Below are 26,008 nucleotides of genomic sequence, written 5' to 3'. Positions count from 1 at the left end.
CTCTTGCCTGGAGCGCACTCCAAGTCGTTGGCTGGAGAGTCATGAAGTACACACAGCTCGGACGCACCGGACTCAAGGTCAGCAGGCTGGTCCTCGGCACGATGAACTTCGGTCCGCAGACCGACGAGGCGGACAGCCACGCGATCATGGACGCGGCGGTGGGCGCCGGGATCAACTTCTTCGACACCGCCAATGTGTACGGCTGGGGCGAGAACAAGGGCCGTACCGAGTCGATCATCGGCAGCTGGTTCGCCCGGGGCGGCGACCGCCGGGACAAGGTCGTCCTCGCCACCAAGGTCTACGGCAACATGGGCACCGACGGCGAGCCCTGGCCCAACCACGACAAGCTCTCCGCGCTGAACATCCGGCGGGCCGTCGACGCCTCCCTCAAGAGGCTGGGCACCGACCACATCGATCTGTACCAGTTCCACCACATCGACCGCGCCACCCCCTTCGAGGAGATCTGGCAGGCCGTCGACGTCCTGGTGCGCCAGGGCAAGATCCTCTACGTCGGGTCCTCCAACTTCCCCGGGTACAAGATCGCCCAGGCGAACGAGACCGCGGCCCGGCTCGGCTCGTACGGCCTGGTCAGCGAGCAGTGCCTGTACAACCTGGTCGAGCGGCGCGCCGAGATGGAGGTCATCCCGGCCGCCCGGGACTACGGGCTCGGGGTCATCCCCTGGTCGCCGCTGCACGGCGGGCTGCTGGGCGGGGTGCTCAAGAAGCAGGCGGAGGGCGGCCGCCGCTCCGGCGGGCGCACCGTCGACTCCCTCGCCGATCCGGAGCTGCGCGGCAAGGTCCAGGCGTACGAGGACCTGCTCGACAAGCACGGCCTCGAACCGGGCGAGACCGCGCTCGCCTGGCTGCTCACCCGGCCGGGGGTGACCGGTCCGATCGTCGGTCCGCGCACCGCCGGGCAGCTCGCGTCCGCACTGCGCGCCGTCGAGCTGGAGCTGAGCGAGGAGCTGCTGACCGAGCTGGACGCGATCTTCCCGGGGCCGGGGCCGTCGCCGGAGGCCTTCGCCTGGTGAGGCGGGCCGGTCGGGTCTGGCGGGTCTGGCGGGCCGGGGGCATCTGAACGGGCGCGGGCGCGGTGGCCGTCGCCGCCGCGCCCGCGGTCACCGGCCGACCGCTGCCGCTATGGCGACGACGATCAACATCAGCACAAGCGCACCGGCCATGATCCGGTTCCGGGTTTTCGGGTCCACGCATGCGAGCCTAACCGGCGCCGCCCAGCGGCCAGCGGGCGACCGCGTCGTAGCGGGGCTGTGCGCCGGGCACCCCGGAGGCGGGCAGCAGGCTGCGTACGAGGACGATCTCGTCGACCGTCCAGGTGCGGCCGGTGAAGCCGGCCAGGGCGGCGGCGTGCGGACGGACGTCCGCCAGGGGCGGGCGGCCGCGGGCCAGGGTCAGATGGGGCCGGTAGGGGCGGTGCCCGTCCGCCGCCGTACCCGGCGCGCCCGCCCTGCGGCCGGCCGCCTGGGCGCGTCCTGCCAGCAGCCGCAGCGCCGGCAGATCGCCCTCCGCGCCGGTCCACAGCGCCTTCCCGTGCCCGAACCGGCCGCCGCCGCGCAGGGCGAGGGGGAAGGGGCGGGTGCGGTGCGCGGCCTTCGCGAGGCGGGTCTCCAGCTCGGGCACGGTCTCCTCGGCGACCTCGCCGTAGAAGGCGAGCGTGAGGTGCCACCCGGCCCGCCCGGTCCAGCGCAGCCGGTCCGCGCCGGGCAGCGCGCGCAGCGCCGCCACCTCGTCCGCCAGGACGTCCAGGACGTCCGGCGGGGGCAGGACGGCGGCGAAGAGTCTCATGGGTTCAGTGTCCCCGCTACGGTGCGTGTCGTTGTACCGCTCGGCGGCAAGCGGCCCGGCGGGAGCCGGAGAAGCGGCGCCGGGGCCGTACCACGCAGACAGGATCGATCGAGATGGCCGACCAGAGCCGCGGACTCACCCTCGACACCCTGTTCGAGCGACTGGAACGCATGCGTGTCCCCGAGGGCTTCAAGACCGAGATCGTCGGTGGGCGCATCCACGTGACGGCGCAGCGGACAACACACTGGGAGATCACCGCCGCCGTCTACGAGCAGTTGCGCGCCAGGTACCCCCGCGAGCGCGTGGTGTCCGATGTCCGCATGGACTACCCCGGGTGTCTCAACGGCTTCGCGTCCGACGTCGTGGCCCTGGGGGAGCGCGCCCAGCAGGACGAGAAGGGCCACTGGCGGCCCGAGGGCGTCGACATCGTCACCGAGGTGATCTCCAAGGACACCGCCAGGAACGACTACGGGCCGAAGAAGGACGCCTACGCCGCCGCCGGAGTGCCGGTGTATCTGATCGTGGACCCGTACACCGGCGTGTGGCACCTGCACACCCTGCCGGAGGACGGCGGGTACCGGGGCGGACTCAGCCTCGGCTTCGGCGACGACATCGACCTGACCGGCACCCCCGTCGGTCTCGTCCTCAGGACCGACGAGTTCCCCCGGGACTGACCCGGGGGAACTCGTTCACGCCGCAGCCGCCAGTTCCTCCCGGCGTTCGCGCGGGACGAGGCCGACCCTGGGGTGGCCGCGGTGCCAGCCGACCGTGAGGCGCAGGCCGCCGAGGCGGGTGAGGACCAGGCCGATGGTGACGGCCGCGGTGAGCGAGATGAGACCGCCGAGGGCGAAGCCGACCCGGGCGCCGTAGGCGTCGGTGACCCAGCCGACCAGGGGCGCGCCCAGCGGGGTGCCGCCCACGAAGACCATCATGAACAGGGCCATCACCCGGCCGCGCATGGCCGGGTCGGTGGACATCTGGACGGCCGTGTTGGCGGTGACGTTGACCGTCAGGCCGAAGACGCCGATGGGCGCCATCAGCAGCGCGAACAGCCAGTACGACGGGGCCAGCGCGGCGACGATCTCCAGCACGCCGAAGAGCGCGGCGGCGCCGACCAGCACCCGCAGCCGGGCGGTGCCGCGCCGGGCGGCGAGCAGGGCGCCGACCAGGGAGCCGACCGCCATGACGGTGTTGAAGAGGCTGTAGGCGCCGGCTCCGGCGTGGAAGACGTCGTCGGCGTAGGCCGACAGCCACACCGGGAAGTTGAAGCCGAAGGTGCCGATGAAACCGACCAGCACGATCGGCCAGACCAGGTCGGGGCGGCCCGCGACATAGCGCAGGCCCTCGCGGAGCTGGCCCTTGCCGCGCGGGGTGCGCTGGACGGCGTGCAGCTCACGGGCGCGCATCAGCAGCAGGCCGCCGATGGGCGCGACGAAGGAGAGGCCGTTGGCGAGGAAGGCCCAGCCGGTGCCGACCCCGGTGATCATGAGGCCCGCGACGGCGGGTCCGACCAGCCGGGCGGACTGGAAGTTCGCCGAGTTCAGGCTGACCGCGTTCTGGAGCTGCTCGGGGCCGACCATCTCGGACACGAAGGACTGGCGGGCCGGGTTGTCCACGACCGTGGCCATGCCGACCGCGAACGCGGCGAGGTAGACGTGCCAGACCTGGACGTGGCCGCTGAGCGTGAGCGCGGCGAGCGCCAGGCCGGTGAGGGCCATCGCGGACTGGGTGACGAGCAGGGCCGGCCGCTTGGGCAGCCGGTCGACGAGGACGCCGCCGTAGAGGCCGAACAGGAGCATCGGCAGGAACTGGAGGGCCGTGGTGATGCCCACGGCGGCGGAGGAGCCGGTGAGGCTGAGGACCAGCCAGTCCTGGGCGATGCGCTGCATCCAGGTGCCGGTGTTGGAGACGACCTGGCCCAGGAAGAACAGCCGGTAGTTCCTGACCTTCAGCGAACTGAACATCGAGGACCTGCGGGGCGAGTCGTGGGCCGTCGGTGCGGGGGCGGAAGCTGCTCCGGATCCCGTACTCAAAGTGGGTTCGCCTCCTTGCGGCTGCTGACGTGCGTTACAGATGTGCGAGTTTCTCCAGCACGGGGGCGGCCTCGCGCAGCTTCGCCCACTCGTCCTCGTCGAGCCCGTCGACCAGGCGGGCCAGGAAGGCGTTCCGCTTGCGGCGGCTCTCCTCAAGCATGGTCTCGGCCTGCTCGGTGCGGGTGACGACTTTCTGGCGCCGGTCCTCGGGGTGCGGCTCCAGGCGGACCAGGCCCTTGGCCTCCAGCAGCGCGACGATGCGGGTCATCGACGGCGGCTGCACATGCTCCTTGCGGGCCAGTTCGCCCGGGGTGGCGCTGCCGCAGTTGGACAGGGTGCCCAGCACCGACATCTCGGTGGGGCTGAGCGACTCGTCGACCCGCTGGTGCTTGAGCCGACGGGACAACCGCATCACGGCGGAGCGCAGGGAGTTCACGGCGGCTGCGTCGTCGCCATGGGTAAGGTCCGGCATGTTCTTTAGCGTAACTCATTACTCTCGCTAAAGACCACCGCGGACGCGCACACAAACCGTGACTCCGGCCACTCCCGTCCGCTCACATCACTCATATGGGTGATACGGACGGGGAACACGACACCTCCTGCGGAACGGTGCCGCGACCCTCGTCTCCATGGGGACCAGCGTGCTCAGCCTGCGCGTGGACCGCGAGCTGCTCGACCGGCTCCGGTCCCATGCCGCGAAAAGAGGAATGAGCGTCCAGGACTATGTCGTCCAGACGCTCATCCGCAACGATTTCGACGAACGGTTCCGGTCCGCCGTCGAGGAGACGGACCGGTTCTACGGGGTCACCTGAGCGCCCCGGCCGCCGTCCCGCCCCCGCCCCGCCCATCGGGGCTACCGGGCTCAGGTGAGTCCCAGGGCCGGCATCAGGTAGTAGAAGGCGAAGACCGCCGCGACCACGTACATCGCCACCGGCACCTCGCGGGAGCGGCCCGCGGCCAGGCGCAGCGCGACGAAGGTGATGAAGCCCATCCCGATGCCGTTGGTGATCGAGTAGGTGAACGGCATCATCAGCATCGTCACGAAGGCCGGGATCGCGATCGTGTGGTCGGCCCAGTCGATCTCTCGGATCGAGCCGGACAGGATCAGGAAGCCGACCGCGAGCAGCGCCGGGGTGGCCGCCTGGGACGGGACCATGGTGGCGATCGGGGTGAGGAAGAGCGCGACGGCGAAGAGCAGGCCGGTGACGACGTTGGCGAAGCCGGTCCGCGCGCCCTCGCCGACACCGGCCGTGGACTCCACGAAGCAGGTGGTGGCCGAGGCGGAGCTGGCACCGCCGGCGGCGACGGCGATGCCGTCGACGAAGAGCACCTTGTTCATGCCGGGCATCTGGCCCTGCGCGTCCGTCAGCTTGGCCTCGTCGCTGATGCCCATGATCGTGCCCATGGCGTCGAAGAAGCAGGACAGCAGCACGGTGAAGACGAACAGGATGCCGGTCAGCAGGCCGACCTTGTCGAAGCCGCCGAACAGGCTGACCTTGCCGAGCAGCCCGAAGTCCGGGGTGGAGACGGGGTTGCCCGGCCACTTGGGCGTGGTCAGGCCCCAGGACGGCACGTGCGCGACGGCGTTGATCACGACCGCGAGGACGGTCATGGCGACGATCGAGATGAGGATCGCGCCGGGCACCTTGCGCACGATCAGCGCGAGGGTGAGCAGCGCGCCCAGCACGAAGACCAGGACCGGCCAGCCGTTGAGGTGGCCGTCGGCGCCGAGCTGGAGCGGGACGGTGGTGTGGGCGGCGTCCGGCATACGGGAGACGAACCCGGAGTCCACCAGGCCGATCAGCATGATGAACAGGCCGATGCCGATGGAGATGCCCTTGCGCAGCCCGAGCGGCACCGCGTTCATCACGCGCTCGCGCAGCCCGGTGGCGACCAGCAGCATCACCACGAAGCCGGCGAGGACGACCATGCCCATCGCGTCCGGCCAGGACATGCGCGGGGCGAGCTGGAGCGCGACGACCGTGTTGACGCCGAGGCCGGCGGCCAGCGCGATCGGGACGTTGCCGATGACGCCCATGAGGAGCGTGGTGAAGGCCGCGGTCAGGGCGGTGGCGGTGACCAGCTGGCCGTTGTCGAGCTGGTGCCCGTACATGTCCTTCGCGCTGCCCAGGATGATCGGGTTCAGCACGATGATGTAGGCCATCGCGAAGAAGGTGGCGAAGCCGCCGCGGATCTCGCGGGGCAGGGAGCTGCCCCGCTCGGAGACCTTGAAGTAGCGGTCGAGGGCGCCGAAGGCGGGTGTTCCCGGCTTCTGGGGGGCGGGGACCTTGGCGGTGGCCGAGGTGGACATGCGGATGACCTCAGGGGTGCGGGAAGTACGTGAGTACCGGGCCGGGACGGGGACCAAACGTGAACGAGTCCGCCACTTCCGTCACCGGCAGGTTCCCCCCGGACTGCCCCGTTGGTGCTTTTCTACGACAAGAAGTGGCCAGACTCAGACTGTTTCAGTATGAACATATGAAGCCCGAAAAGGCCATCTCCGCGCGTAGACCCGGTGCCGGCCCCACCCCTGACCCTGCGCCGGGCCGCGCCCGACTCTCCTTCTGCCCGCCGCGCACCGGGCCGTAAGCTGGGCCCATGGCGAAGTGGACCCCCAAGCACGAGGCGCCGGAGCCCCTGGAGGGCCCCGTGGTCGCCACCATCACCGGCGGCACGATCGTGTGGTTCGTCCTCTTCCTGGTCCAGCTCCCCTTCTACGGCTGGTTCGACGACCACGGCCGCACCTGGTGGCTGTGGACCTGCCTGGCCGGCGGCGGCCTCGGCCTGATCGGCATCTGGTACGTGCGCAAGCGCGACGCGGCGATCAAGCGCGCGGCCCGGCGGCAGGACGCGGCCCCGGCGGGCCGCCCGGCCGCGGCGGAGTAACGGCCCCGGAGCGGCCAGGGCGAAGCGGTCAGGGCGGAGTGGCGTCGGCGGGGGCACGGCCCCGGAGCGGCGGCGGTCCGGCCGGGCATGGGTGCGGGGCACCAGTTCCCCCGGGCAGGGCCCCCACCGGCTACGACCCTCGCAGGACACGCGTCATCCCCTGGTCGGATCTTGCCCCCGCTCGACGAGTGAAGCCGCACATCGCCACGTACCGTCGAAAGCATGAGCCATACCGACGCGGGCGCGGAGCTCGACCCCGTACATCCCCTGCCCGTCCCGCCGGCGCGAGCGCCCGGACTGACCCATGCCGAGGTGGCCGAGCGCCTGGCCCGCGGCGAGGTCAACGACGTGCCGGTGCGCAGCAGCCGTTCCCTCGCCGAGATCGTCCGGGCGAACGTCTTCACTCGCTTCAACGCGATCATCGGCGTGCTCTGGCTGGTCACGCTGTTCGTCGCGCCGATCCAGGACAGCCTCTTCGGCTTCGTGATCATCGCCAACACCGGCATCGGGATCATCCAGGAGTGGCGGGCCAAGAAGACGCTGGACTCGCTCGCCGTGATCGGCGAGTCCCGGCCCACCGTCCGGCGCGACGGCGCCGCCACCGAGATCGCCACCTCGGAGATCGTCCTCGACGACGTGCTGGAGATCGGCCCCGGGGACAAGATCGTCGTGGACGGCACCTGTGTGGAGGCCGACGGTCTGGAGATCGACGAGTCGCTGCTCACCGGCGAGGCCGACCCGGTCGTCAAACACCCCGGCGACCAGGTCATGTCCGGCAGCTTCGTGGTCGCCGGTGGCGGCGCGTTCCGGGCGGTCAAGGTCGGGCACAAGGCCTACGCCGCCCAGCTCGCCGAGGAGGCGTCCCGCTTCACCCTCGTCCACTCCGAGCTGCGCACGGGCATCTCCACCATCCTCAAGTACGTCACCTGGATGATGGTGCCCACCGCGCTCGGCCTGGTCGTCAGCCAGCTCGTGGCGAAGGACGACGACCTCAAGGACTCGGTCGCCCGCACCATCGGCGGGATCGTCCCGATGGTCCCGGAGGGGCTGGTCCTGCTCACCTCGGTGGCCTTCGCCATCGGCGTCATCCGGCTGGGCCGCAAGCAGTGCCTGGTGCAGGAGCTGCCCGCCATCGAGGGCCTGGCCCGCGTCGACACCGTCTGCCTGGACAAGACCGGCACCCTCACCGAGGGCGGCATGGACGTCACCGAGCTGCGCACGCTCGACGGCCGGCCCGAGCCGTACGTCCGCCAGGTGCTCGGCGCGCTCGGCGAGTCCGACCCGCGTCCCAACGCCTCCCTCCAGGCGATCATCGACGCCTGCCCGGACACCGAGGAGTGGCGCTGCGTGGAGTCGCTGCCCTTCTCCTCCGCCCGCAAGTACAGCGGCGCCAGCTTCAGCGAGAGCGACGGCGAGTCCAGTACGTGGCTGCTGGGCGCCCCGGACGTGCTGCTGCCCGAGGACTCGCCCGCGCTCGCCGAGACCGTCCGCCTCAACGAGCAGGGCCTGCGGGTGCTGCTGCTGGCCCGCGCCGGGCGCGAGCTGGACGATCCGGCGGTGGCCTCGGACGTCACCCCGGCCGCGCTCGTCGTGCTGGAGCAGCGGCTGCGCCCGGACGCCGCCGACACCCTGCGCTACTTCGCCGACCAGGACGTCCACGCCAAGGTCATCTCCGGTGACAACGCGGTGTCGGTGGGCGCGGTGGCCGCCAAGGTCGGGCTCACCGGCGCCGCCGTCGACGCGCGCCGGCTGCCCGCCGAACGCGACGACCTGGCCCGGGAGCTGGACGAGGCGACCGTGTTCGGCCGGGTCACCCCGCAGCAGAAGCGGGACATGGTGGGCGCCCTCCAGTCGCGCGGGCACACCGTCGCGATGACCGGCGACGGCGTCAACGACGTCCTCGCGCTCAAGGACGCCGACATCGGCGTCTCCATGGGCTCCGGTTCGGAGGCCACCCGCGCGGTCGCCCAGATCGTCCTGCTGAACAACAGCTTCTCGGTGCTGCCGTCCGTGGTCGCCGAGGGGCGGCGGGTCATCGGGAACATCACCCGGGTCGCGACGCTGTTCCTGGTCAAGACGGTCTACTCGGTGCTGCTCGCCGTGCTGGTGGTGTGCTCGCAGGTGGAGTACCCGTTCCTGCCCCGGCACCTGACCCTGCTGTCCACGCTCACCATCGGCGTCCCCGCCTTCTTCCTCGCCCTCGCCCCGAACACCGAGCGGGCCCGGCCGCACTTCGTCCGCCGGGTCATGCGGTACGCGGTGCCGGGCGGGGTGGTCGCCGCCGTCGCGACCTTCGTGACGTATCTGCTCGCCCGCCACCACTACACCGGCCCGCAGGCCCTGGACGCGGAGACCAGCGCGGCCACCCTCACCCTCTTCCTGATCTCCATGTGGGTGCTGGCGATCATCGCCCGCCCCTACACCTGGTGGCGGGTGCTGCTGGTGGCCGCGATGGGGGCGGCCTTCCTCGTCGTCCTGGCCGTGCCCGCGCTCCAGCAGTTCTTCGCGCTGAAGCTGGTGGGGACGGCGATGCCCTGGACGGCGGTGGGCATCGCCGTGGCGGCGTCGGCCGTGCTGGAGTTCCTGTGGAAGTGGGTGGGGCGGCGCTTTCCGGTCTAGCCACGTGCCGTCAGGGGCGGGCCGGGGGCCGTGGAGCCTCAGTCGAACCAGCGGTCCCGGGCCAGCTCCTCCGTGCGGGTCGGGTCCTCCAGCAGGGCGGCGACCTCGAAGCGGCGGGGCCACTGGCCCGCCGCCCAGGCCAGCCCGGCGGCCACGCCCTCCAGGGTGGCGGCGTGCAGGACCCCGTCGTCGGTGAGGCGCCAGTTCAGCTCGGTGCCGTCCACGACCAGCTCCTCGTGCTCGACGTAGGCGGCGGGCGTGCGCGGGCCGAGCAGCACGCGTACCGGCTCCGGTACGCCGTGCTCGGTGCCCTCGGAGTCCACCGCGCCGGTGACCGACTCGCTCAGCCGCCGCACCTGGAGCAGCTCGGCCAGTTCGGCGGCGCGCGCGGGCCGTACCGGCAGCAGCGGGACGCCCGCGGTGAAGGGCAGCAGGTCCGGCGAGTCGCACACCACGGCCTCGGCCGCGTCCACCACCTCGACCCGGCCGTCCACGACGGCCCGCAGCTCGTCGGGCAGGGTGACCTGCTCCGGGTCCAGGTCGGCGAGCGCGCCGTACAGGGCGTGCAACTGGGCGGGGGCCACCGGGCGTTCGGGGTCGGCGAGCCGGTCGAGGAGTTCGGCGGCGCCGCCCGGCTCGTCCAGCAGGGCGGCCACGGAGGTGCGCACGCCCAGGGCGCGCAGCACCTGCTCGTCCTCGAAGCCGGTGGCGTCGGCCTCGTCGTACAGGCCGCGCAGCAGCGGGTCGGACCCGGCGGCGCGCAGACCGGCCGGGCGGCGCCCGCCGAGCACCGGGTGCCCGCGCAGCCACCACGCGGTGTAGGGGCGTACGACCTCGTGGGTGCCGTCCGGCAGCAGGATCCGCACCGGCTGGGTGAGCGCGTCGCGCAGCGGCGGCCGGGCGAGCAGGGCCAGCGCGCGCGGCCACTGGTCGTCGTCCACGAGGTCCAGGTCGCGCACGGCGACGAGTTCGGTGGCGACCGGCGGGACCGGGGTGTCCGGGAAGCGGTCGAGGACGTCCTCGCACCACACGTCGACCGCGTCGAGCAGCCCCGGGTCGTCGGGCTCGGGGAAGTCGGCCTCGCGCGGCTCCAGTTCGTCCGGGTCGAGGACGACGTCGGTGGCGCGGACGAGCGCGAAGTCCACGAGCACCCCGCAGGCGGCCAGCGGCTGTTCGCCCCAGCGGGCGGCCAGCTCGCCGTCCGCGGAGGGCAGTTCGCCCTCGCGCATGACCTGGGCGAACGGGCCGCCGGGGAAGACCAGTTCACCGGCCGGGGCGAGTTCGCCGTCCTCGTCGGGCAGGGCGAGCGCGCCGAGCCAGGGCTCGTCGCCCGGCTCCAGGCCCGCGTCGCGGACCAGCGCGAGGACGGTGTCGGCGAGTTCCTCGGCGTCCGGGGTGTCCGCGTCCCAGGCGCCGCCGTCCTCGTCCAGGGAGGCGGCGACCGCGGCCCGCACCTGCGGGGTGGTGAGCACCGCGCGCGCGGTGGCGGGCAGCGCGCCCAGCTTCTCCAGGATCGGGTGGGCGGCGTCCGGGTGGGCGACCTTCAGACCCAGCCGGGCCAGCACCTCCGGGTCCGCGACGGCGACGGCGTCCCCGGTGGGCAGCAGCACCTGCCGGGGGCCGAGCGTGGTGCGCCCGTCGGCCAGCGGCACGGGCAGCCCGGTGAGCCGGTCCGGGTCGACACCGGCCAGGCTGTCGTACAGCCGCCGCCACCAGCCGGGCTCCTTCTCCAGCCCGGCCAGCCGGTCCACGGCGTCGGTCAGCGGAACCCGGGCCACGCCCAGCGTGCGCAGCTCCACCCGCCGCTCCAGCCCGGCGGGCAGCAGGGTGGGCAGCACCTCGGCGAGGACCCGTACGGTCTCGGCGCCCGCGCCCTCCACCACCTCGGCGTCGCGCGGCCGCAGCGCGGCGGGCAGCTCGTCGGCGGTGTCGGCGCCATCCAGGTTGTCTGCGGTGTCGGCGGTGTCCGGTCCGTCGCGGTGGGCGGCGGCGGGCGGCAGGAAGGCGGTGCGCGGCAGCCGCTCCAGGATCGCCTGGCGCAGGGTGCCGTCCAGTTCGCCCTTGCCGAGCGGGCCGGGGACGAGTCCGATGAGCGCCTCGGACACCGGCCGCCAGTCGGCGAGGAGCCCGGCGTAGGCATCGGCGGCGCGCTGCGCGAGGAAGTCGGTGAGCGGGCCGGGCGCGGTGTGCCGACGGGTGGTGTCCAGCGGGAACGAGGCGATGAGCAGGGCGGGGACGCCCAGGGGCTCGTCGCTGGGGGTGGGCGCGTGCACGACCGGGCTGGTGCGCGGGGCGCGCGGGGACCCGTCCTCGTCCACGGGGACCGCCCAGGTCAGGGACCAGCGGGGGCGCAGCCGCTCCTCCACCGGCCGGTCGGCCAGGAGGTCGGCGGTGAGCGGCCCGTGCGCGTCGGCGGTGCGCCAGCGGGTGGTGCCCTCGCGGGTGTCCTCCACGACCGTGAGCGCGCCCTCGGCGCGGCGGCGCAGCGTGCGCGGGGCGTCGTCGCCGGTCTCGATCACGACCTCGGCCAGGCCCGGCAGGGCGAGCAGCAGGGCGTCGTCGACCGCGCGCAGCAGCCGCTCGGCGAGGTCGGCGGCGGCCGTGTCGCGCAACGGCAGGATGACGGCCGTGTCGTACGGGCCGGGCGCGGTGCCCTCGGCGGCGAACGGGAGCCGCAGCAGCGGGACATGGCCGTCGCGGCGGCGGATCTCGTCACCGAGGCCGGGGCTGTGCCGGGCGGTCTCCTCCGCCAGGTTCCGGGCCTCGGCCAGCGACCAGCGCACCCCGCCGTGCCGCCCGACGACGGCGGGCTCGTCGGTGACGGCGAGCACGGCGGCGAAGCCGACGCCGAAGCGGCCCACGGAGGCCACGCGGCCGTCCCCGGTGTCCCGCTTCGCCGAGGCGCGCAGCGTGGACAGCGACTCCACCCCGGTCGCGTCCAGCGGGGCACCGGTGTTGGCGGCGACGAGGACGCCGTCGCGCAGGGTGAGCCGCAGCCGGCCCGGTACTCCGGCGCGGGCGGCGGCGTCGGCGGCGTTCTGCGCCAGCTCGACCACGAGCCGGTCGCGGTAGCCGCCGAGGACCAGGTCCTCCTCGGCGTTGGCGTCCTCACGGAACCTGGCCGGGCTGGTCGCCCAGGCGTCCAGCACACCGCGGCGCAGGCGCGCGGTCCCGAACGGGTCTCCCCCGGCGGAGGGCTGCACCAACATGCTCACGTTCATTCTCCTCATGAGGGTGAGGAGAAGGTACCGCGCCGCCGGGAACGGGTGCGCGGGGTCCCGGGCCGGGGGCTGAAGCCCGGGTCCGGGGCCGGGGCCCGGGTCAGGCAGGCCCTACGAGTGCCCCAGTTCGGCGGTCTCGTCGTCGGTGACGGGCACCGAGCCCGAGTCGGGGGCGGGACGCAGCGGGAAGGGGTCCACGCGGGTCTCGTCGACGACCGGCGGGGCGGGCTGGGGCGGCTTCGGCATGACGGCCGCCTCGGAGTGGCCGCCGCAGCCGTACGCCAGGGAGACGACGCGGCCGTCCGCCGGGGAGAACTCGTTGGCGCAGATCCCGAAGGCCTGGCCCAGCGAGCCGCCGACGGGCACCAGGAAGGCGCAGCTCACACAGGACGCCGGGGCCGCCTGCGCCATGGGCGTCTGCGGGCCGTACGCCTCCTCCCAGCGGTCGGCGGCGGTGTGCAGGCCGTAGCGGGACAGGACGCGGGCGCGGCCCATGCCCAGTTCCTCGGCGACCGCGGCGACGGAACCGCGCGAGGGCGCGGTGGGCAGGTTCCGGGGCGGGCCGGCGGTGACGTCGGCGTCCTCGGCCTCCGCCAGCTCGGCCATCTCCTCGGAGACGGCCGAGTTCGGCGCGGGCTCGTCCTCGCCGGAGAAGCCGGGCTCCAGGCGCAGATCCTCGGCATCGGTGGGCAGCAGGTCGCCGGGGCCCATGTCGCCGGGGCGCAGCCGCTCGCTCCAGGGCACCCACTCGGGGGCGAGCAGGGCGTCGGGGCCGGGCAGCAGGACGGCCTCGTCCAGGGTGACGATCTTCGCGCGGGAGGCGCGGGCCACGGTCACCGCCCAGCGCCAGCCCCGGTAGCCCGGTTCCTTGCACTCGAAGAAGTGGGTGACGACGCGGTCGCCCTCGGACACCAGGCCCGCGTGCTCGCCGACGACGCCGGGGGCCGCCGCCTCCTCGGCTGCGGCACGGGCGAGGTCGACCGCCTCGGCGCACAGGCGGTCGGGGGTGCGGCTTCGCGTGGTCGCTGCGCTCACAGGTATCGCTTCTCTCCTACGCCGTCTCTCGGGTGCGCCGGCCTGAAGGCGGCGGGGCGGACGGAGCGGACCCTGGACCGCGTCGACGTCCGCGCCCGATCGCGCTCGGGCGCACCTACGTCATCCATTCTGCGGTATGCACGTAAGGCGCGCGGCCGAGAACGTTCGCCACGGCGCGCTACGCACGCTACCTTCTCGTCGCCGCTGGGCCTACACCGACGGTGGCTTCACGCCCGCGCGGCGACCTCCGCGGGGGCGCGCGGGGCGCCGCGGGCGGCTGTGTCGCGGGGGCGGGGGGCGCGAATTCCCGGGGCGGGCGGGGGCGCTTTCGGGGCGCGCGGGGCTTGTGGGGCGGCTTCTGCTGGGGGCTTCTGCGGGGGGACGGCTTCCGGGGTGGCGGCTTCTGGGGGATTCTCCGGGACGGCTTCCGGGGCGAGCGGAACTTCTTTCGGCGGGCGGCCGGGGCGCGGGGCGGTCCGGCATGCGGCGGAGGAGGGGGGGGCCGGTCCGGGCCGAGGTCCGGTGTCCGGGGCGCTGGGGGACCGGGAAGCCGGGCTAGCCGGGCGAGCCGGGCGAGTCGACTCCCGGTGGGCGCCACGGGGCTGGGCGGATCCGTCCCGGCGGACGGACGTACTCGGAGCCGGGCCGGTCCCGCATCCGGCGGTGAGCCGGAGTCGGGCGACTCACCCCGCCCGCCACGCGGCGCGCCGTCCCTCTGGCCCCTCCTCCCCTCGGGTCGCCCCCTCGGGTCGCGGGCCGTGCGCCGGGCCACCGGGTGTGACCGCCGCGTGCGGCCACCGGGTGCGGCCGCACGCGGCGGTCGAGGCAGCGGATGCGGGGGGTACGGCCGCCGGGGCGCCAGATGCGGGGGCGTGGTCCGGCCGTCGGGCGGCGCGTGCGGGGCCGTCGGGGCGGTCCGGGACGGGTGTTCGGGGGGTGGTGGCGCTAGGGGCGGCCGTATCGGGGCACTATGACGGAGTGGCAGCCGCGAGGACGCCCCCGGAGACCGCCGGGCTCGAAGAGCCCGAAGAGGTGACGGCGGGCAGCAGCCGGGGCAGCGGTTCGGGCCGGTTCGGCGGTTCCGTCCGCGCGGTGGGCCGTGCCCTGCGGCTGCCGTTCACCGGCACCGCGCGCGGGATCCGCCGGGTCACGCACGCGCACGGCGCGGGCGAGTCCGGCCTCGGCAAGCTGATCGAGCTGCACGCGGTGAACGGCGCCGGTGACGTGATGATCACCGTGGCGCTCGCCTCCACCGTCTTCTTCTCGGTCCCCACCGACGAGGCCCGCGGCCGGGTCGCGCTGTACCTGGCCATCACCATGGCCCCCTTCACGGTGCTCGCCCCGGTGATCGGCCCGCTCCTGGACCGGCTGCCGCACGGGCGCCGGGCCGCGATGGCCGCCGCGATGCTGGCCCGCGCCCTGCTCGCGCTGATCATCGCGGGCGCGGCGGCGGGCGGCGGGCTCGAACTGTATCCGGCGGCGCTCGGCGTGCTGGTCGCCTCCAAGGCGTACGGCGTGGTCCGCAGCGCGGTGGTGCCACGGCTGCTGCCACCGTCGTTCTCGCTGGTCAAGGCGAACTCGCGGGTCACGCTCGGCGGACTGCTCGCCACCGGGGTGGCCGCGCCCATCGGGGCCGGACTGCACCTCGTCGGGCCGGGCTGGCCGCTGTACGGCGCCTTCGTGATCTTCGTCGCGGGAACGTTCCTGTCCTTCTCGCTGCCCCGCAAGGTCGACTCCGCCAAGGGCGAGCACCGGGCGCTGCTCGCCGCCGACGCGCCGTCCCGCTCCCACGGGCCGCGCCGCAAGCCGCCCCGGCGCCCCGGGCTGCGCGGCGTCGGTACGGCCGTCACGCACGCCCTCGCCGCCAACGCGGCCCTGCGCTGCCTGTCCGGCTTCCTGATCTTCTTCCTCGCCTTCCTGCTGCGCGAGCACCCGCTGGCCGGGCAGAACGCGGCCGTCTCGCTCGGCATCGTGGGCGTGGCGGCGGGCGCGGGCAACGCGCTGGGCACGGCGGTCGGCGCGTGGCTGCGCTCGCGCGCCCCGGAGGTCATCGTGGTGACGGTCGTCGCGATCGTGCTCGGGGTGGCGGTGCTGGCGGCGGTGCTCTTCAGCGCGGTCCTGGTGGCGTGCCTGGCCGCGTTCGCCGGGTTCGGGCAGGCGCTGGGCAAGCTGTCGCTGGACGCGCTGATCCAGCGGGACGTGCCCGAGGCGGTGCGCACCTCGGCGTTCGCGCGCTCCGAGACGCTGCTCCAGATGGCCTGGGTGCTGGGCGGCGCGATCGGCATCGTGCTGCCCCTCAACGGCGTGCTGGGCCTGTCCGTGGGCGCCGCGATCGTCGCGTGCGGCTGGCTGCCCACGGCCCGGGGCCTGCTGACCTCCGCCCGCCACGGCGGCGCGCCGGACCGCCCCGGGGCACCGGCCTGAGGGCCCGCGCCACGGCCGCCGCAGCCACAGAAGGGCAGGCCGGCGCGCGGTGCGCCGCGCCGCGCCGCGGGAGTGGCCCGCGGGTGGTCGGGGCGTGCCCCGGGGGGCCGTTCGGGCGCACGCCGCACCCCCGCGTGGCCGGAGGGCTGGACGTGCCCGATAGCCTTCCGCCATGACCTCGCTGCAATCCGCCGTGCGACGCCGCCGCGCCGTCGCCGCCGCCGGCGCCGTTTCCGCCGGACTGCTCCTCCTGACGGCCTGCGACAAGCCGACGCCGATGGCCACGATCACCGTGGGCGACGACTCGGTGCACTCGGAGGCGACCTGCTACAACGACGGCAAGGCGATCAAGACCGCCGACCTGCCGAAGTGCCTGAAGTCGGACAAGTCGATCAAGGTCGATCCCGACGAGACCGTCCGCTTCGGCGTCGACCCGGACATCGCGGACAAGGGCTGGACCATCCTGATGAACGGTCAGCCGCTGACCGACTCCAGCAAGAAGTCGTACCGCACCATCCCGGGCAGCGTGTTCTTCAACGCCCAGTACGGCGCCAGCGGCAACTCGACCTGGATCGCCGTCAAGGAGGGCGACAAGGACGTGACCGGCGTGTGGTCCTTCAAGCTCGAGAAGGACTCCTGACACGTCCTCCGTACGCGTACTCGTCGCCACCGCGGTCCCGGCCGAACGGGACGCGGTGGCGCGGGCGTTCGCGTCCGCCGGGCCGCCGCGCGAGGTGCCGCTGCCCGGAGTGGCCGTGCACCGCGTCGGCGGTCCCGGCACCGGCCTCGACCTGATCGCGGCCGGCGTCGGCCCCGCCCTGGCCGCCGCGTCCACCGCCACCGCCCTCACCGCCGCCGCGCTCGACGGCGCCCCGTACGGCCTGGTCGTCTCCGCCGGCATCGCGGGCGGCTTCGCCCCCGCCGCGACGGACCTTCCCGGCCCTCCCGGCCCTCCCGGCCTTCCCCGCCTTCCCGGCGCGCCCGTCGGCTCGCTCGTCCTCGCCGACGAGATCACCGCCGCCGACCTGGGCGCCGAGACCGCCGACGGCTTCCTGCCGGTGACCGACCTCGGCTTCGGCACCGTCACCCACCGTCCCCCCGAATCACTCGTACGGGCCGCCGCGTCCGCGACCGGCGCGGCCACGGGCACGGTGCTGACCGTCTCGACCGTGACCGGCACCGCCGCCCGCGCCGCCGCCCTGCGCGCCCGCCACCCCCGTGCCCTCGCCGAGGCCATGGAGGGGTTCGGCGTCGCCGAGGCCGCCGCGGCGCACTCGGTCCCCGTGCTGGAACTGCGCGCGGTCTCCAACCCCGTCGGGCCGCGCGACCGCGCCGCCTGGCGCATCGGCGACGCGCTCGCGGCCCTGACCGAGGGCTTCGGGAAGCTCGCCCCCGTACTGGAGAGTTGGAACGCCCATGAACCCGCAGAACCCGCAGAACCCGCAGCATCCTGAGCAGGTGCGGATCGCCTACTCGCCCTGCCCCAACGACACCTTCGTCTTCGACGCCCTCGCGCACGGCCGGATCCCCGGCGCGCCCGCCCTCGACGTCACCTTCGCCGACATCGACGTCACCAACGGCATGGCCGAGCGCGGCGAGCACGACGTGCTGAAGGTGTCGTACGCGGTGCTGCCCTACGTCCTGGACGAATACGCGCTGCTGCCGTGCGGCGGCGCGCTGGGCCGGGGCTGCGGGCCGCTGGTGCTGACCCGGGAGCCGGACGCCGATCTGAAGGGGCGCACGGTCGCGGTGCCGAGCGAGCGGTCGACGGCGTACCTGCTGTTCCGGCTCTGGGCGGCGGACACGGTGCCCGGCGGGGTGGGCGAGATCGTCGTGATGCCGTTCCACGAGATCATGCCCGCGGTACGGGACGGGAAGGTCGACGCCGGTCTCGTGATCCACGAGGCCCGTTTCACGTACCAGAACTACGGTCTGCACAAGCTCGCCGACATGGGCGAGCACTGGGAGGACACCACCGGGCTGCCCATCCCGCTCGGCGCGATCATCGCCAGGCGGTCCCTGGGCACGGCGGCGCTGACCGGGCTGGCCGACGCGATCCGCGCCTCCGTGCGCGCCGCCTGGGACGACCCCGAGGCGTCCCGGCCGTACGTCATGGAGCACGCCCAGGAGATGGACCCGGCCGTCGCCGACCAGCACATCGGGCTGTACGTCAACGAGTTCACCGCGGGTCTGGGCGAGGACGGCTACGCGGCGGTCCGCGGCCTGCTCACCCGGGCGGCGGCCGAGGGGCTGGTACCGGCCCTCGGGCCCGACGCGCTGGCCTTCCCCTGAGAGGGGACCCGCGAGGCGGCCCGGCGGTTCACGCGTGACGGGCCGGCCCCGTCATCCGTCCGGGCCGGTTCAGGCGTCCGTCCGGCCCGGCGTCCGTCCGGGTCGTACGCCCGCCCGGGTCAGACGTCCAGCTGGTCGGCGACCGCGCGCAGCAGCCCGGCGACCTTCTTGCCGGAGGTCTTCTCGGGGTAGCGGCCGCGCTCCAGGGTCTGGCCGACGCTCTCCAGGAGCGTCGTCAGGTCCTGCACGATGGAGAGCAGTTCGTCCGGCTTCTTGCGCTGGGCCGCCGCGACCGAGGGCGCCGGCTCCAGGAGCGTCACCGTCAGTGCCTGGTCGCCGCGCTGCCCGGCGACCACGCCGAACTCCACGCGCTGTCCCGGCTTGAGCGCGTCTACTCCGGCGGGAAGGACCGAGGAATGGACGAAGACGTCACCGCCGTCGTCGCGGGAGAGGAAGCCGAAGCCCTTCTCGCTGTTGAACCACTTGACCTTGCCAGTCGGCAAAGCACACACTCCCTCGATCGGTCCCGGACGCCCTTGAACTGCCGTTGAACCACCTTACCGGGGCTCTCCCCCGCCGGACATGTGCTTAACCACGCCCCGTAACGGCTCCCGGCCGCCGTCCGTCCGGATCCCGACGCCCCGAAGCTCGCTTCCGCGCGCGGTGGCGCGACCGGTCACCGGCCGACCGCCGCCGGACCGCCGCCGGGACTCCGCCAGATCGCCGATGGGCTGTCGACGGGCCGCCGCCGGGCTGTCCGCGCGGGGGCCTACCCTGGTCGGGTGCGTGACAAGACCCAAGAGAATCCCGCCCCCGGCGACCGGCTGATCCGGGCCGGGGCCATCGTGTTCTTCATCGGCACGCTGGCCACCATGGTCACGGTGGCGCCCCTGTTCTTCGGGGCGAAGCCGTTCCCCACCTATATGTTCGGCCTGAGCATGCTCATGGGCGTCGGCTTCCTGGTCGCCGCCGCCGGGGTGCTCCAGTCGATCGCCGCGGGCCGCCGCCAGGCGCGCGGCGAGGCCGGGTAGCCGTCAGGCCACGGGCTCGTCAGACCACGGACTCCTCGGGCCACGGACTCGTCAGGCCACGGACTCGTTCTCGGCCGAAACGCGCGCCTGCGCGTCCGGGATCCGGCCCGCGGACCAGCCCGCGAACCACTCGGGGAACGCGGTGAGCGCCCCGAGGACCACGTCCGCGCCCGCCTCCGTCAGCTCCCGCTCGTCGCACGGCCCGGTGGCCACCGCCACCGACAGGGCACCGGCCGCGCGGGCGCCGCGCACATCGCCCACATGGTCGCCGACGTACACCCCGGCGCCGTACGCGCGCAGCGCCTCCGCCTTGCGCTCCGCCCACAGGCCGCCGATCACCGCGTCCGGCTCGATGCCCAGGTGCTCCAGGTGCAGCCGGGCGTTCGGCTCGTGCTTGGCGGTGACGACGATCGCCCGTCCGCCCGCCTTCCGCACGGCCGCGACCGCCTCGCGGGCGCCCGGGAGCGCGAGCGTGGGCGCGACGGCGACGGCCGGGTACAGCTCGCGGTACAGGTCCGCGACGGCCTCGACCCGGTCGGCCGGGAACCAGTTGACCAGCTCGTCCTCCAGCGGCGGCCCGAGCCGGGTGACCACCAGGTCGGCGTCGACGGGGGTCCCGGTCCGCGCGGACAGTTCCACGTAGCAGGCGTGGATGCCGGGGCGAGAGTCGATGAGGGTCATGTCGAGGTCGAAGCCGACGGTCAGCGGGCGCGAGGTCATGGGGCCATTGTGCCCAGGGGCGACAACAGCGGGGCGGCCGGTCCGGGATCCAGGACCTCAGCCGCGCCGCCGCTGGGAGCGCCACACCAGGAACAGCGCCGACAGCACGGCCGCCGTCCGCACCACCCAGGGCCAGGTCTGGCCGACCGCGTCGTTCATCTGGCCCTGGGCGATGGGGGCGCCCCAGCGGCCCTCGCCCCGGCCCCACAGCCACAGGAGCCCGGCGGCGAGGGCCAGTCCCGGCATCCCCAGGACGGCCCACTTGGTCTCCATGGGCGTCAGCCGCCGGGAGCCGTACGCGATGACCCAGCCGAGCAGCAGGGCGAACAGGTTGCCGGTCACCGCGCCGCCCACCAGCAGCGCGGCGGCGAGCAGGAGCAGCGGGTTGCTCCACCGGGCGCGGGCGGTCTCCTTCGCCGCCCGCCGGGGCAGCAGGCCGAAACGCCGCCGCGAGGACGGGCTCTCCGGCACGGCTTCCGTCGCGTCCGGTACCCGCGGTGCCGCGTCCGCCGCCTCGGCCGGTGCGGTGCCGGGCCCCGCCGGGCCGTCGGGCCGTCGCGGCGGCGGGGCCTTGAGCAGGTCGGGGATCTCCACCCCGCCGACGAAACCGGCCGGCACGTCGTCGCCGAGGCCGAACGGGCTGTCCTCCGTGCGCCACCAGTCGGGGTGGATCCGGGCGTCGCCCAGGTCGTCGGCGGTCGCCAGGTGCGGCGGGAGCGCGCCGCCGGGCGGGGGCACGGGGCCCGGGTGCGGGTCCGGTTTCGGGTCCGGCTCCGGCCGGGCGGGGCGCGGCCGGGGCACGACCCGGCGCAGGCTCTTCAGCAGCGACGGTTCCGCATCGTCGCCGGTCCCGCCGGAACGGCCGGAAGGACCGAAAGGACCGGGAGGACCGGGAGGACCGGAAGGACCGGACGCGGTCCCGGCGGGCCGGGCCGGGCCGGGGTCCCGCTGCACGGGCACGGCGGGCGGCGGCGGGGCGGGCGCGGCACCCGGAGCGGTGCCGAAGGCCGCGGCCGCGCCCGGGGCACCGGTGGAGCCCGTCGTGCCGCCCGCCGCCGCGACGACGTCGTCGGGGCTGCCGAGGCGGTCCAGGATGCGGCGGACGGCGGCGGGACTGTCGACGGCGGTCCTGGCCCGGCAGCGGTCGATCTCGTCGCGCAGCTGCGACACCAGCCGCATCCGGGTGGCCGAGGACAGCTGGCGCTGCTGGGCCACGTCCCCGACGCGGCTCAGATACTCGTAGACGACCTGGTCGCTCTCGATCCCCACGAACCCCTCCGGGGCGGCTGGCCGATGACCCCGTGGCACGACGGTACCGCGTGCCGGGCGGCTCCCGGGGCCGCCCGGCACGACCCGCCCGCCCGCGCCCCGCACGAGGTCCGCCCCCGGCCCGCCCGTGCTCCGCACCGGCCCGACGCCTGCCCGGCCGCCGGGGGCACCCGCTACCGTGGGTCGGATGAGCAGCGACGAGAAACCGGTGGCAGTCCCCCGCTCGCTCGCGGAGGACCTGCGCGCGCGGGACGACGCCTCCCTGACCGCGCTCCTGCGCAGCCGACCGGACCTCATCACGCCGGTCCCGGCCGACCTGACCCAGCTCGCCACCCGGGCCGGCACCCGGGCCTCGGTGGTGCGCGCGCTGGAGCGGCTGGACCGGTTCGCCCTCCAGACGGCGGAGGCGCTGGCCGTGGCGCCGGATCCGGCGGCGTACGGCGAGTTGCTGGGGCTGATGGCCGGGGACGAGGGGGACGGTGCCGTCGCCGCCGCGCTGCCCCGGGCGCTGGCCACCCTGCGCGAACAGGCGCTGGTCTGGGGCGACGACGACCGGCTGCGCCTGGTGCGCACCGCCCGCGAACTGCTCGCGCCCTCCGCGCAGCACCCCTCCCCCACCGGGCTCGGCCCGACGGTGCAGGAGGCCACGGCGGGCATGTCGCCGGGGCGCATCCAGGAGATCGTGACCGCCGCCGGGCTGCCTTCCACCCATGACTCGGTCTCGGCGGCGGCCGCGCTCACCGCCCTGTTCACGGACCGGAAGCGGATGGCCGCGCTGCTCGCGGACCTGCCGGAGGACTCCCTGGAGGTGCTGGACCGGCTGGTGTGGGGGCCGCCGTACGGGCAGGTGACCGCCGATCCGGCGCCCCGGCTGCGGCGGCTGCTCGACCGGGGGCTGCTGCTGCCCACCGCGCCCGGCACGGTCGTCCTGCCGCGCGAGGTGGCACTGCATCTGCGCGCCGGGCGCGCGCACCGGGCGCCCGAGCCGCTGCCGCCCGCCGTGGAGTCCGCCGCCGCGCACAGCGCGCAGGTCGTCGACGCGACCGCGGCCGGGCAGGCGTACACCGCGCTGGCCACCGTCGAGGAACTGCTGAAGGACTGGGACGAGGGCGGCCCGAACGTGCTGCGCGCGGGCGGTCTGAGCGTGCGCGACCTCAAGCGCGCCGCCGTCGCCCTGGACGTGGCCGAGCCGGTGGCCGCCTTCTGGATCGAACTCGCCTACGCGGCCGGGCTGCTGGCCTCCGACGGCGACGTGGACGAGCGGTACGCGGCGACCCCGGCGTACGACGAGTGGCGGGAGCGGCCCGCCGCCGAACGCTGGGCGCTGCTGGCGCAGGCGTGGCTGGCGGCGACCCGGACCCCGGGGGTGGCCGGCGGGCGCGACGCCAAGGACCGCGTGCTGTCCGCGCTCGGTCCCGGGCTCGACCGCTCGGCCGCGCCGGAGGTACGGCACCGGGTGCTGGCGCTGCTGGCGGGCCTGCCGGAGGGCACCGCGCCGGTCGCCGAATCGGTGCTCGCCCGGCTGCGCTGGGAGCGTCCGCTGCGCGGGGCGCAGCGCGATCATGAGCACGACCTGCGCGAACGCCTCGCTCGGTGGACGCTGTCCGAGGCGGAGCTGCTCGGTGTCACCGGCCGGGGCGCGCTGTCCGCGCACGGCCGGGCGCTGCTCGGGGCGCCGCCCGCGCCGGAACCGGCCCGCGCGCCCGAGCCCACCGGGCCCGGCGACAAGCTGCCCGTCCACCACCACCGGGGCGCCGACGTCCCGCAGGCCGCACAGGCCGCACCGACCGCGCGGGCCGCCGCCGCGGTGCCGCTGTCGGGGGCCGGGCGGGCCGCCGCGGCGGAGGCCGCCGCCCGGCTGCTCGCGCCGCTGCTGCCCGAACCGCTGGACCACGTCCTGCTCCAGGCGGATCTGACGGCGGTGGCGCCCGGCCCGCTGAGACGGCCGCTGGCGGACACGCTCGGTGTGCTCGCCGACGTGGAGTCCAAAGGCGGCGCGACGGTCTACCGGTTCACCCCGGCCTCGGTGCGGCGCGCCCTGGACGCCGGGCGCACCGCCGCCGATCTGCACGACTTCCTCGGCCGGCACTCCCGCACGCCGGTGCCGCAGCCGCTCGCGTACCTGATCGACGACGTGGCCCGGCGGCACGGGCATCTGCGGGTCGGCGCGGCCTCGGCCTACGTCCGCTGCGACGACGACGCGCTGCTGAACGAGATCCTGGCCGACAAGCGGTCCGCCGGGCTGCGGCTGCGCCGGCTCGCGCCGACCGTGCTGGCCACCCCCGCCGATCCGGCCGCCCTGCTGGAGGGGCTGCGGGCGATGGGCTACGCACCGGCGGCCGAGTCCGCCGAGGGCGATGTGCTGATCGCGCGCGCCGACTCCCACCGGACGCCGCCGCGCACCGCTCCCGCACCGGTGCCCGACGGTCCGCCGCTGCCCGACGCCACACTGCTGTCGGCGGCGGTGCGCGCGATCCGGGCGGGCGACCTGGCGTCCACCGCGCCGCGCAAGCCGTCCGCCACGGCCACGGCCGACGGCGAGCTGCCCCGCACCACCGCGGCCGAGACCCTGGCCACGATGCAGGCCGCCGTGCTCACCGGGGAGGCCCTGTGGATCGGCTACGTCAACGCCGAGGGCACCGCCGGTCAGCACGTCATCGCCCCGATCCGCGTCGAGGGCGGCTTCGTGACCGCGTACGACCACACGGCGGACGAGGTGCGCACCTACCCGCTGCACCGGATCACGGGGGTGGCGGAGCTGGAGGCGGACGTCGGCTGAGGACCCGTCAAGCACTCCCGACCCGGCTTTCCCGCCTGCCTTCCTGACGTCGCGCCAGGCGCAACGGGGGCCGCGAGTTCGTCCGCCCGCCGGGAATCGATTCCCTGACCGCCCGGCCCCCGTAACACCTCGCACCCAGTGTTCACCCGTCAACCAGACCCCTGACGACGGGTGCCACACATGGACCTCAGCAGACGCCGTCTGCTCGGCCGGGCAGGAGCGGGCGCCGCCACGCTCGGCCTGTTCACCGCGGGCTTCAGCACGGCGGGCGCCTGGGCGGCGCCGCGCTTTCCCGACGACCCCTTCCGGCTGGGCATCGCCTCCGGCGACCCGCACGACGACGGGTTCGTGCTGTGGACGCGGCTCGCGCCGGACCCGCTGGCCGTGGACAGCCGCGGCGGCATGCCCGAGCGGACGGTGCCGGTGCAGTGGCAGGTCGCCACCGACGAGCGGTTCCGGCACGTGGTGCGGTCCGGGACCGCAAGGGCCGTGCCCGAACTCGCCCACTCCGTCCACCCGGAGGTGCGCGGCCTGCGGCCGGGGACCGAGTACTTCTACCGCTTCCGGGCCGGGCACGCGATCAGCCAGGTGGGCCGCGCCCGGACCGCCGCCTCGCCGCACGGCCGCGGCGGCGACCGGCTCAGCATGGCCTTCGTCTCCTGCCAGTGCTGGTACGAGGGCTACTACACGGCCTACCGGCACCTGGCCGACGCCGGCCACGACCTGATCGTGCACCTGGGCGACTACCTCTACGAGAACGGCGTCGGCGCCACCGCGGGCGTGCGGGGCATGCCGGAACTCGACGCGCAGTACCGGCGCGAGACGTACACCCTGGCCGAGTACCGCAACCGGTACGCGCTCACCAAGCTGGACACCGACCTCCAGGCCGCGCACGCCTCCGCCGCCTGGGCACTGACCTGGGACGACCACGAGGTCGAGAACAACTGGGCCGGTGACTGGGCCCAGGTGGACGGCGACGGCTTCCCCGACGGCGACCCGGCCGCCTTCCGGGTCCGCAAGGCCGGCGCCTTCCAGGCCTACTACGAGCACCAGCCGCTCCGGCTGCCGCAGAAGCCGCGCGGGGCGCGGGCCCGTATGTACCGCAGGCTGACCTTCGGGCGGGTCATGGACCTGCACGTCCTGGACAGCCGCTCCTACCGCGACGACCAGGTCGGCGGCGACGGCACCAGGCCGGGTTTCGACGCCGAGCGGCGCGCCCCCGGCCGGCAGATGCTGGGCGCCGAGCAGGAGGCGTGGCTGCTGCGCGGCGCGGCCCGCTCGCACGCCACCTGGAACGTGCTCGCCAACCAGACGCTGATCGCCCAGGTCGACCAGGACCCGGACCCGGCGGTGCTCTCCTCCGGCCTGGACATGTGGGACGGGTACGTGGACGCCCGGACCCGGCTGCTGGGCGGCCTGTACGAGCGCGGTGTGCGCAACACGGTCGTCCTCACCGGTGACATCCACCGCAGCGTCGTCGCCGATCTCAAGCTCGACTTCGACGACCCGTCCTCGCCGGTGGTGGCCACCGAGTTCGCCGGTACGTCGATCACCTCGGGCAAGAACGGCTCGGCCTCCGACCAGGTCGGCGCCAACTGGCTGGCCGAGGGCGTCAACCCGCATCTGAAGTGGCACAACGCGCAGCGCGGCTACACCACGCTGCGCCTGAGCCACGACGAGCTGCGGGCGGAGTACCACGTCACGGACTTCGTGACCGCGCCCGGCTCCCCGGTCTCCACCGCCGCCGCCTTCTCCGTCGCCCCCCGCCGTCCGGGCGCCCGGCAGGTGTGACCCGCTCCCGCGGAGGGCGGGCGCGGGCCACCCCGGGCCCGCCCTCCGCGGCAGGGCCGGGCCGCGCGGGCGGTGGTGCACACTGGAGTGTTGGCCGAGCCGTCC

Annotated in this window: 21 protein-coding genes; 12 read left to right on the top strand and 9 right to left on the bottom strand. The window is 74.7% G+C overall.

All coding sequences use genetic code 11. From position 1 onward, the window contains the following. Nucleotides 1-41 precede the first annotated feature (41 nt). Complete coding sequence (locus R4Z62_RS19060; protein WP_491520416.1) at nt 42-1,031, top strand: aldo/keto reductase; 990 nt, start codon at nt 42-44, stop codon at nt 1,029-1,031. A 187-nt stretch (nt 1,032-1,218) separates the two neighbouring features. On the opposite strand, the gene thpR is transcribed toward R4Z62_RS19060, so the two are convergent. Beyond that, the gene (gene thpR / locus R4Z62_RS19055; RefSeq protein WP_491520415.1) at nt 1,219-1,803 is read right to left on the bottom strand and encodes an RNA 2',3'-cyclic phosphodiesterase; all 585 of its coding nucleotides are present in this window, start codon (nt 1,801-1,803) and stop codon (nt 1,219-1,221) included. A 113-nt stretch (nt 1,804-1,916) separates the two neighbouring features. Between thpR and R4Z62_RS19050 the strand changes: the two genes are divergently transcribed. After that, nucleotides 1,917-2,477 carry a Uma2 family endonuclease gene (locus tag R4Z62_RS19050; RefSeq protein ID WP_491520414.1) on the top strand — a complete coding sequence of 187 codons (561 nt, stop codon included), beginning with the start codon at nt 1,917-1,919 and terminating at the stop codon, nt 2,475-2,477. Nucleotides 2,478-2,492: 15 nt separating this feature from the next. Here the strand turns inward: R4Z62_RS19050 and R4Z62_RS19045 are convergent, their stop codons facing one another. Beyond that, nucleotides 2,493-3,836, bottom strand: coding sequence for an MFS transporter (locus R4Z62_RS19045; RefSeq protein WP_491520413.1), 1,344 nt, complete (start codon nt 3,834-3,836; stop codon nt 2,493-2,495). 34 nt (nt 3,837-3,870) lie between these two features. Then, nucleotides 3,871-4,308 (bottom strand): MarR family winged helix-turn-helix transcriptional regulator, encoded by a 438-nt coding sequence (locus R4Z62_RS19040; RefSeq protein WP_064533761.1) that lies wholly within the window; start codon nt 4,306-4,308, stop codon nt 3,871-3,873. Nucleotides 4,309-4,465: 157 nt separating this feature from the next. Between R4Z62_RS19040 and R4Z62_RS19035 the strand changes: the two genes are divergently transcribed. Continuing rightward, nucleotides 4,466-4,648 carry a ribbon-helix-helix protein, CopG family gene (locus tag R4Z62_RS19035; RefSeq protein ID WP_064537497.1) on the top strand — a complete coding sequence of 61 codons (183 nt, stop codon included), beginning with the start codon at nt 4,466-4,468 and terminating at the stop codon, nt 4,646-4,648. Between the two features lie 50 nt (nt 4,649-4,698). On the opposite strand, the gene R4Z62_RS19030 is transcribed toward R4Z62_RS19035, so the two are convergent. Continuing rightward, entirely contained in the window at nt 4,699-6,147 is a 1,449-nt protein-coding gene (locus R4Z62_RS19030) for an NCS2 family permease (RefSeq protein WP_064533762.1), read from the bottom strand. Nucleotides 6,148-6,434: 287 nt separating this feature from the next. Here R4Z62_RS19030 and R4Z62_RS19025 point away from each other — a divergent pair, with 287 nt between their 5' ends. Together R4Z62_RS19025 and R4Z62_RS19020 are read left to right on the top strand one after the other, a co-directional pair. After that, nucleotides 6,435-6,722 (top strand): DUF2530 domain-containing protein, encoded by a 288-nt coding sequence (locus R4Z62_RS19025; RefSeq protein ID WP_491520412.1) that lies wholly within the window; start codon nt 6,435-6,437, stop codon nt 6,720-6,722. 222 nt (nt 6,723-6,944) lie between these two features. Continuing rightward, nucleotides 6,945-9,341, top strand: coding sequence for a cation-translocating P-type ATPase (locus R4Z62_RS19020; protein ID WP_491520411.1), 2,397 nt, complete (start codon nt 6,945-6,947; stop codon nt 9,339-9,341). Nucleotides 9,342-9,379: 38 nt separating this feature from the next. Here R4Z62_RS19020 and R4Z62_RS19015 read toward each other — a convergent pair whose 3' ends face one another. Together R4Z62_RS19015 and R4Z62_RS19010 are read right to left on the bottom strand one after the other, a co-directional pair. Next, nucleotides 9,380-12,556, bottom strand: coding sequence for a sacsin N-terminal ATP-binding-like domain-containing protein (locus R4Z62_RS19015; RefSeq protein WP_491520410.1), 3,177 nt, complete (start codon nt 12,554-12,556; stop codon nt 9,380-9,382). Nucleotides 12,557-12,673: 117 nt separating this feature from the next. Next, nucleotides 12,674-13,597, bottom strand: coding sequence for a DUF3027 domain-containing protein (locus R4Z62_RS19010; RefSeq protein WP_018567078.1), 924 nt, complete (start codon nt 13,595-13,597; stop codon nt 12,674-12,676). Nucleotides 13,598-14,575: 978 nt separating this feature from the next. Here R4Z62_RS19010 and R4Z62_RS19005 point away from each other — a divergent pair. The 4 genes from R4Z62_RS19005 (at nt 14,576) to R4Z62_RS18990 (ending at nt 18,313) form a co-directional block, all read left to right on the top strand. Next, nucleotides 14,576-16,021 carry an MFS transporter gene (locus R4Z62_RS19005; RefSeq protein WP_491520409.1) on the top strand — a complete coding sequence of 482 codons (1,446 nt, stop codon included), beginning with the start codon at nt 14,576-14,578 and terminating at the stop codon, nt 16,019-16,021. Nucleotides 16,022-16,193: 172 nt separating this feature from the next. Next, nucleotides 16,194-16,661 (top strand): hypothetical protein, encoded by a 468-nt coding sequence (locus R4Z62_RS19000; RefSeq protein WP_018567076.1) that lies wholly within the window; start codon nt 16,194-16,196, stop codon nt 16,659-16,661. A 55-nt stretch (nt 16,662-16,716) separates the two neighbouring features. Further along, entirely contained in the window at nt 16,717-17,475 is a 759-nt protein-coding gene (locus tag R4Z62_RS18995) for a futalosine hydrolase (RefSeq protein WP_491520408.1), read from the top strand. Next, nucleotides 17,438-18,313 carry a 1,4-dihydroxy-6-naphtoate synthase gene (locus R4Z62_RS18990; RefSeq protein ID WP_491520407.1) on the top strand — a complete coding sequence of 292 codons (876 nt, stop codon included), beginning with the start codon at nt 17,438-17,440 and terminating at the stop codon, nt 18,311-18,313. The genes R4Z62_RS18995 and R4Z62_RS18990 overlap by 38 nt, the downstream gene beginning before the upstream one ends. 119 nt (nt 18,314-18,432) lie before the next feature. Here R4Z62_RS18990 and R4Z62_RS18985 read toward each other — a convergent pair whose 3' ends face one another. Beyond that, complete coding sequence (locus R4Z62_RS18985; RefSeq protein WP_018567073.1) at nt 18,433-18,816, bottom strand: cold-shock protein; 384 nt, start codon at nt 18,814-18,816, stop codon at nt 18,433-18,435. A gap of 279 nt (nt 18,817-19,095) precedes the next feature. Between R4Z62_RS18985 and R4Z62_RS18980 the strand changes: the two genes are divergently transcribed. Next, nucleotides 19,096-19,344 carry a hypothetical protein gene (locus R4Z62_RS18980; RefSeq protein ID WP_064533768.1) on the top strand — a complete coding sequence of 83 codons (249 nt, stop codon included), beginning with the start codon at nt 19,096-19,098 and terminating at the stop codon, nt 19,342-19,344. 51 nt (nt 19,345-19,395) lie between these two features. Here R4Z62_RS18980 and R4Z62_RS18975 read toward each other — a convergent pair whose 3' ends face one another. Next, the gene (locus R4Z62_RS18975; RefSeq protein ID WP_491520406.1) at nt 19,396-20,064 is read right to left on the bottom strand and encodes an HAD family hydrolase; all 669 of its coding nucleotides are present in this window, start codon (nt 20,062-20,064) and stop codon (nt 19,396-19,398) included. A gap of 57 nt (nt 20,065-20,121) precedes the next feature. Further along, nucleotides 20,122-21,333: a hypothetical protein gene (locus R4Z62_RS18970; RefSeq protein ID WP_491520405.1), complete on the bottom strand. Its 1,212-nt coding sequence runs from the start codon at nt 21,331-21,333 to the stop codon at nt 20,122-20,124. Between the two features lie 187 nt (nt 21,334-21,520). Here R4Z62_RS18970 and R4Z62_RS18965 point away from each other — a divergent pair, with 187 nt between their 5' ends. Further along, nucleotides 21,521-24,112 (top strand): helicase-associated domain-containing protein, encoded by a 2,592-nt coding sequence (locus R4Z62_RS18965; protein WP_491520404.1) that lies wholly within the window; start codon nt 21,521-21,523, stop codon nt 24,110-24,112. Nucleotides 24,113-24,292: 180 nt separating this feature from the next. Then, nucleotides 24,293-25,903: an alkaline phosphatase D family protein gene (locus R4Z62_RS18960; RefSeq protein ID WP_491520403.1), complete on the top strand. Its 1,611-nt coding sequence runs from the start codon at nt 24,293-24,295 to the stop codon at nt 25,901-25,903. Nucleotides 25,904-26,008: the final 105 nt, after the last annotated feature.

It is taken from the genome of Streptomyces sp. PL-25 (assembly GCF_058344915.1).
The sequence above is the reverse complement of the archived record's forward strand: the minus strand, read 5'-3'. Positions and strand labels throughout refer to the sequence as shown.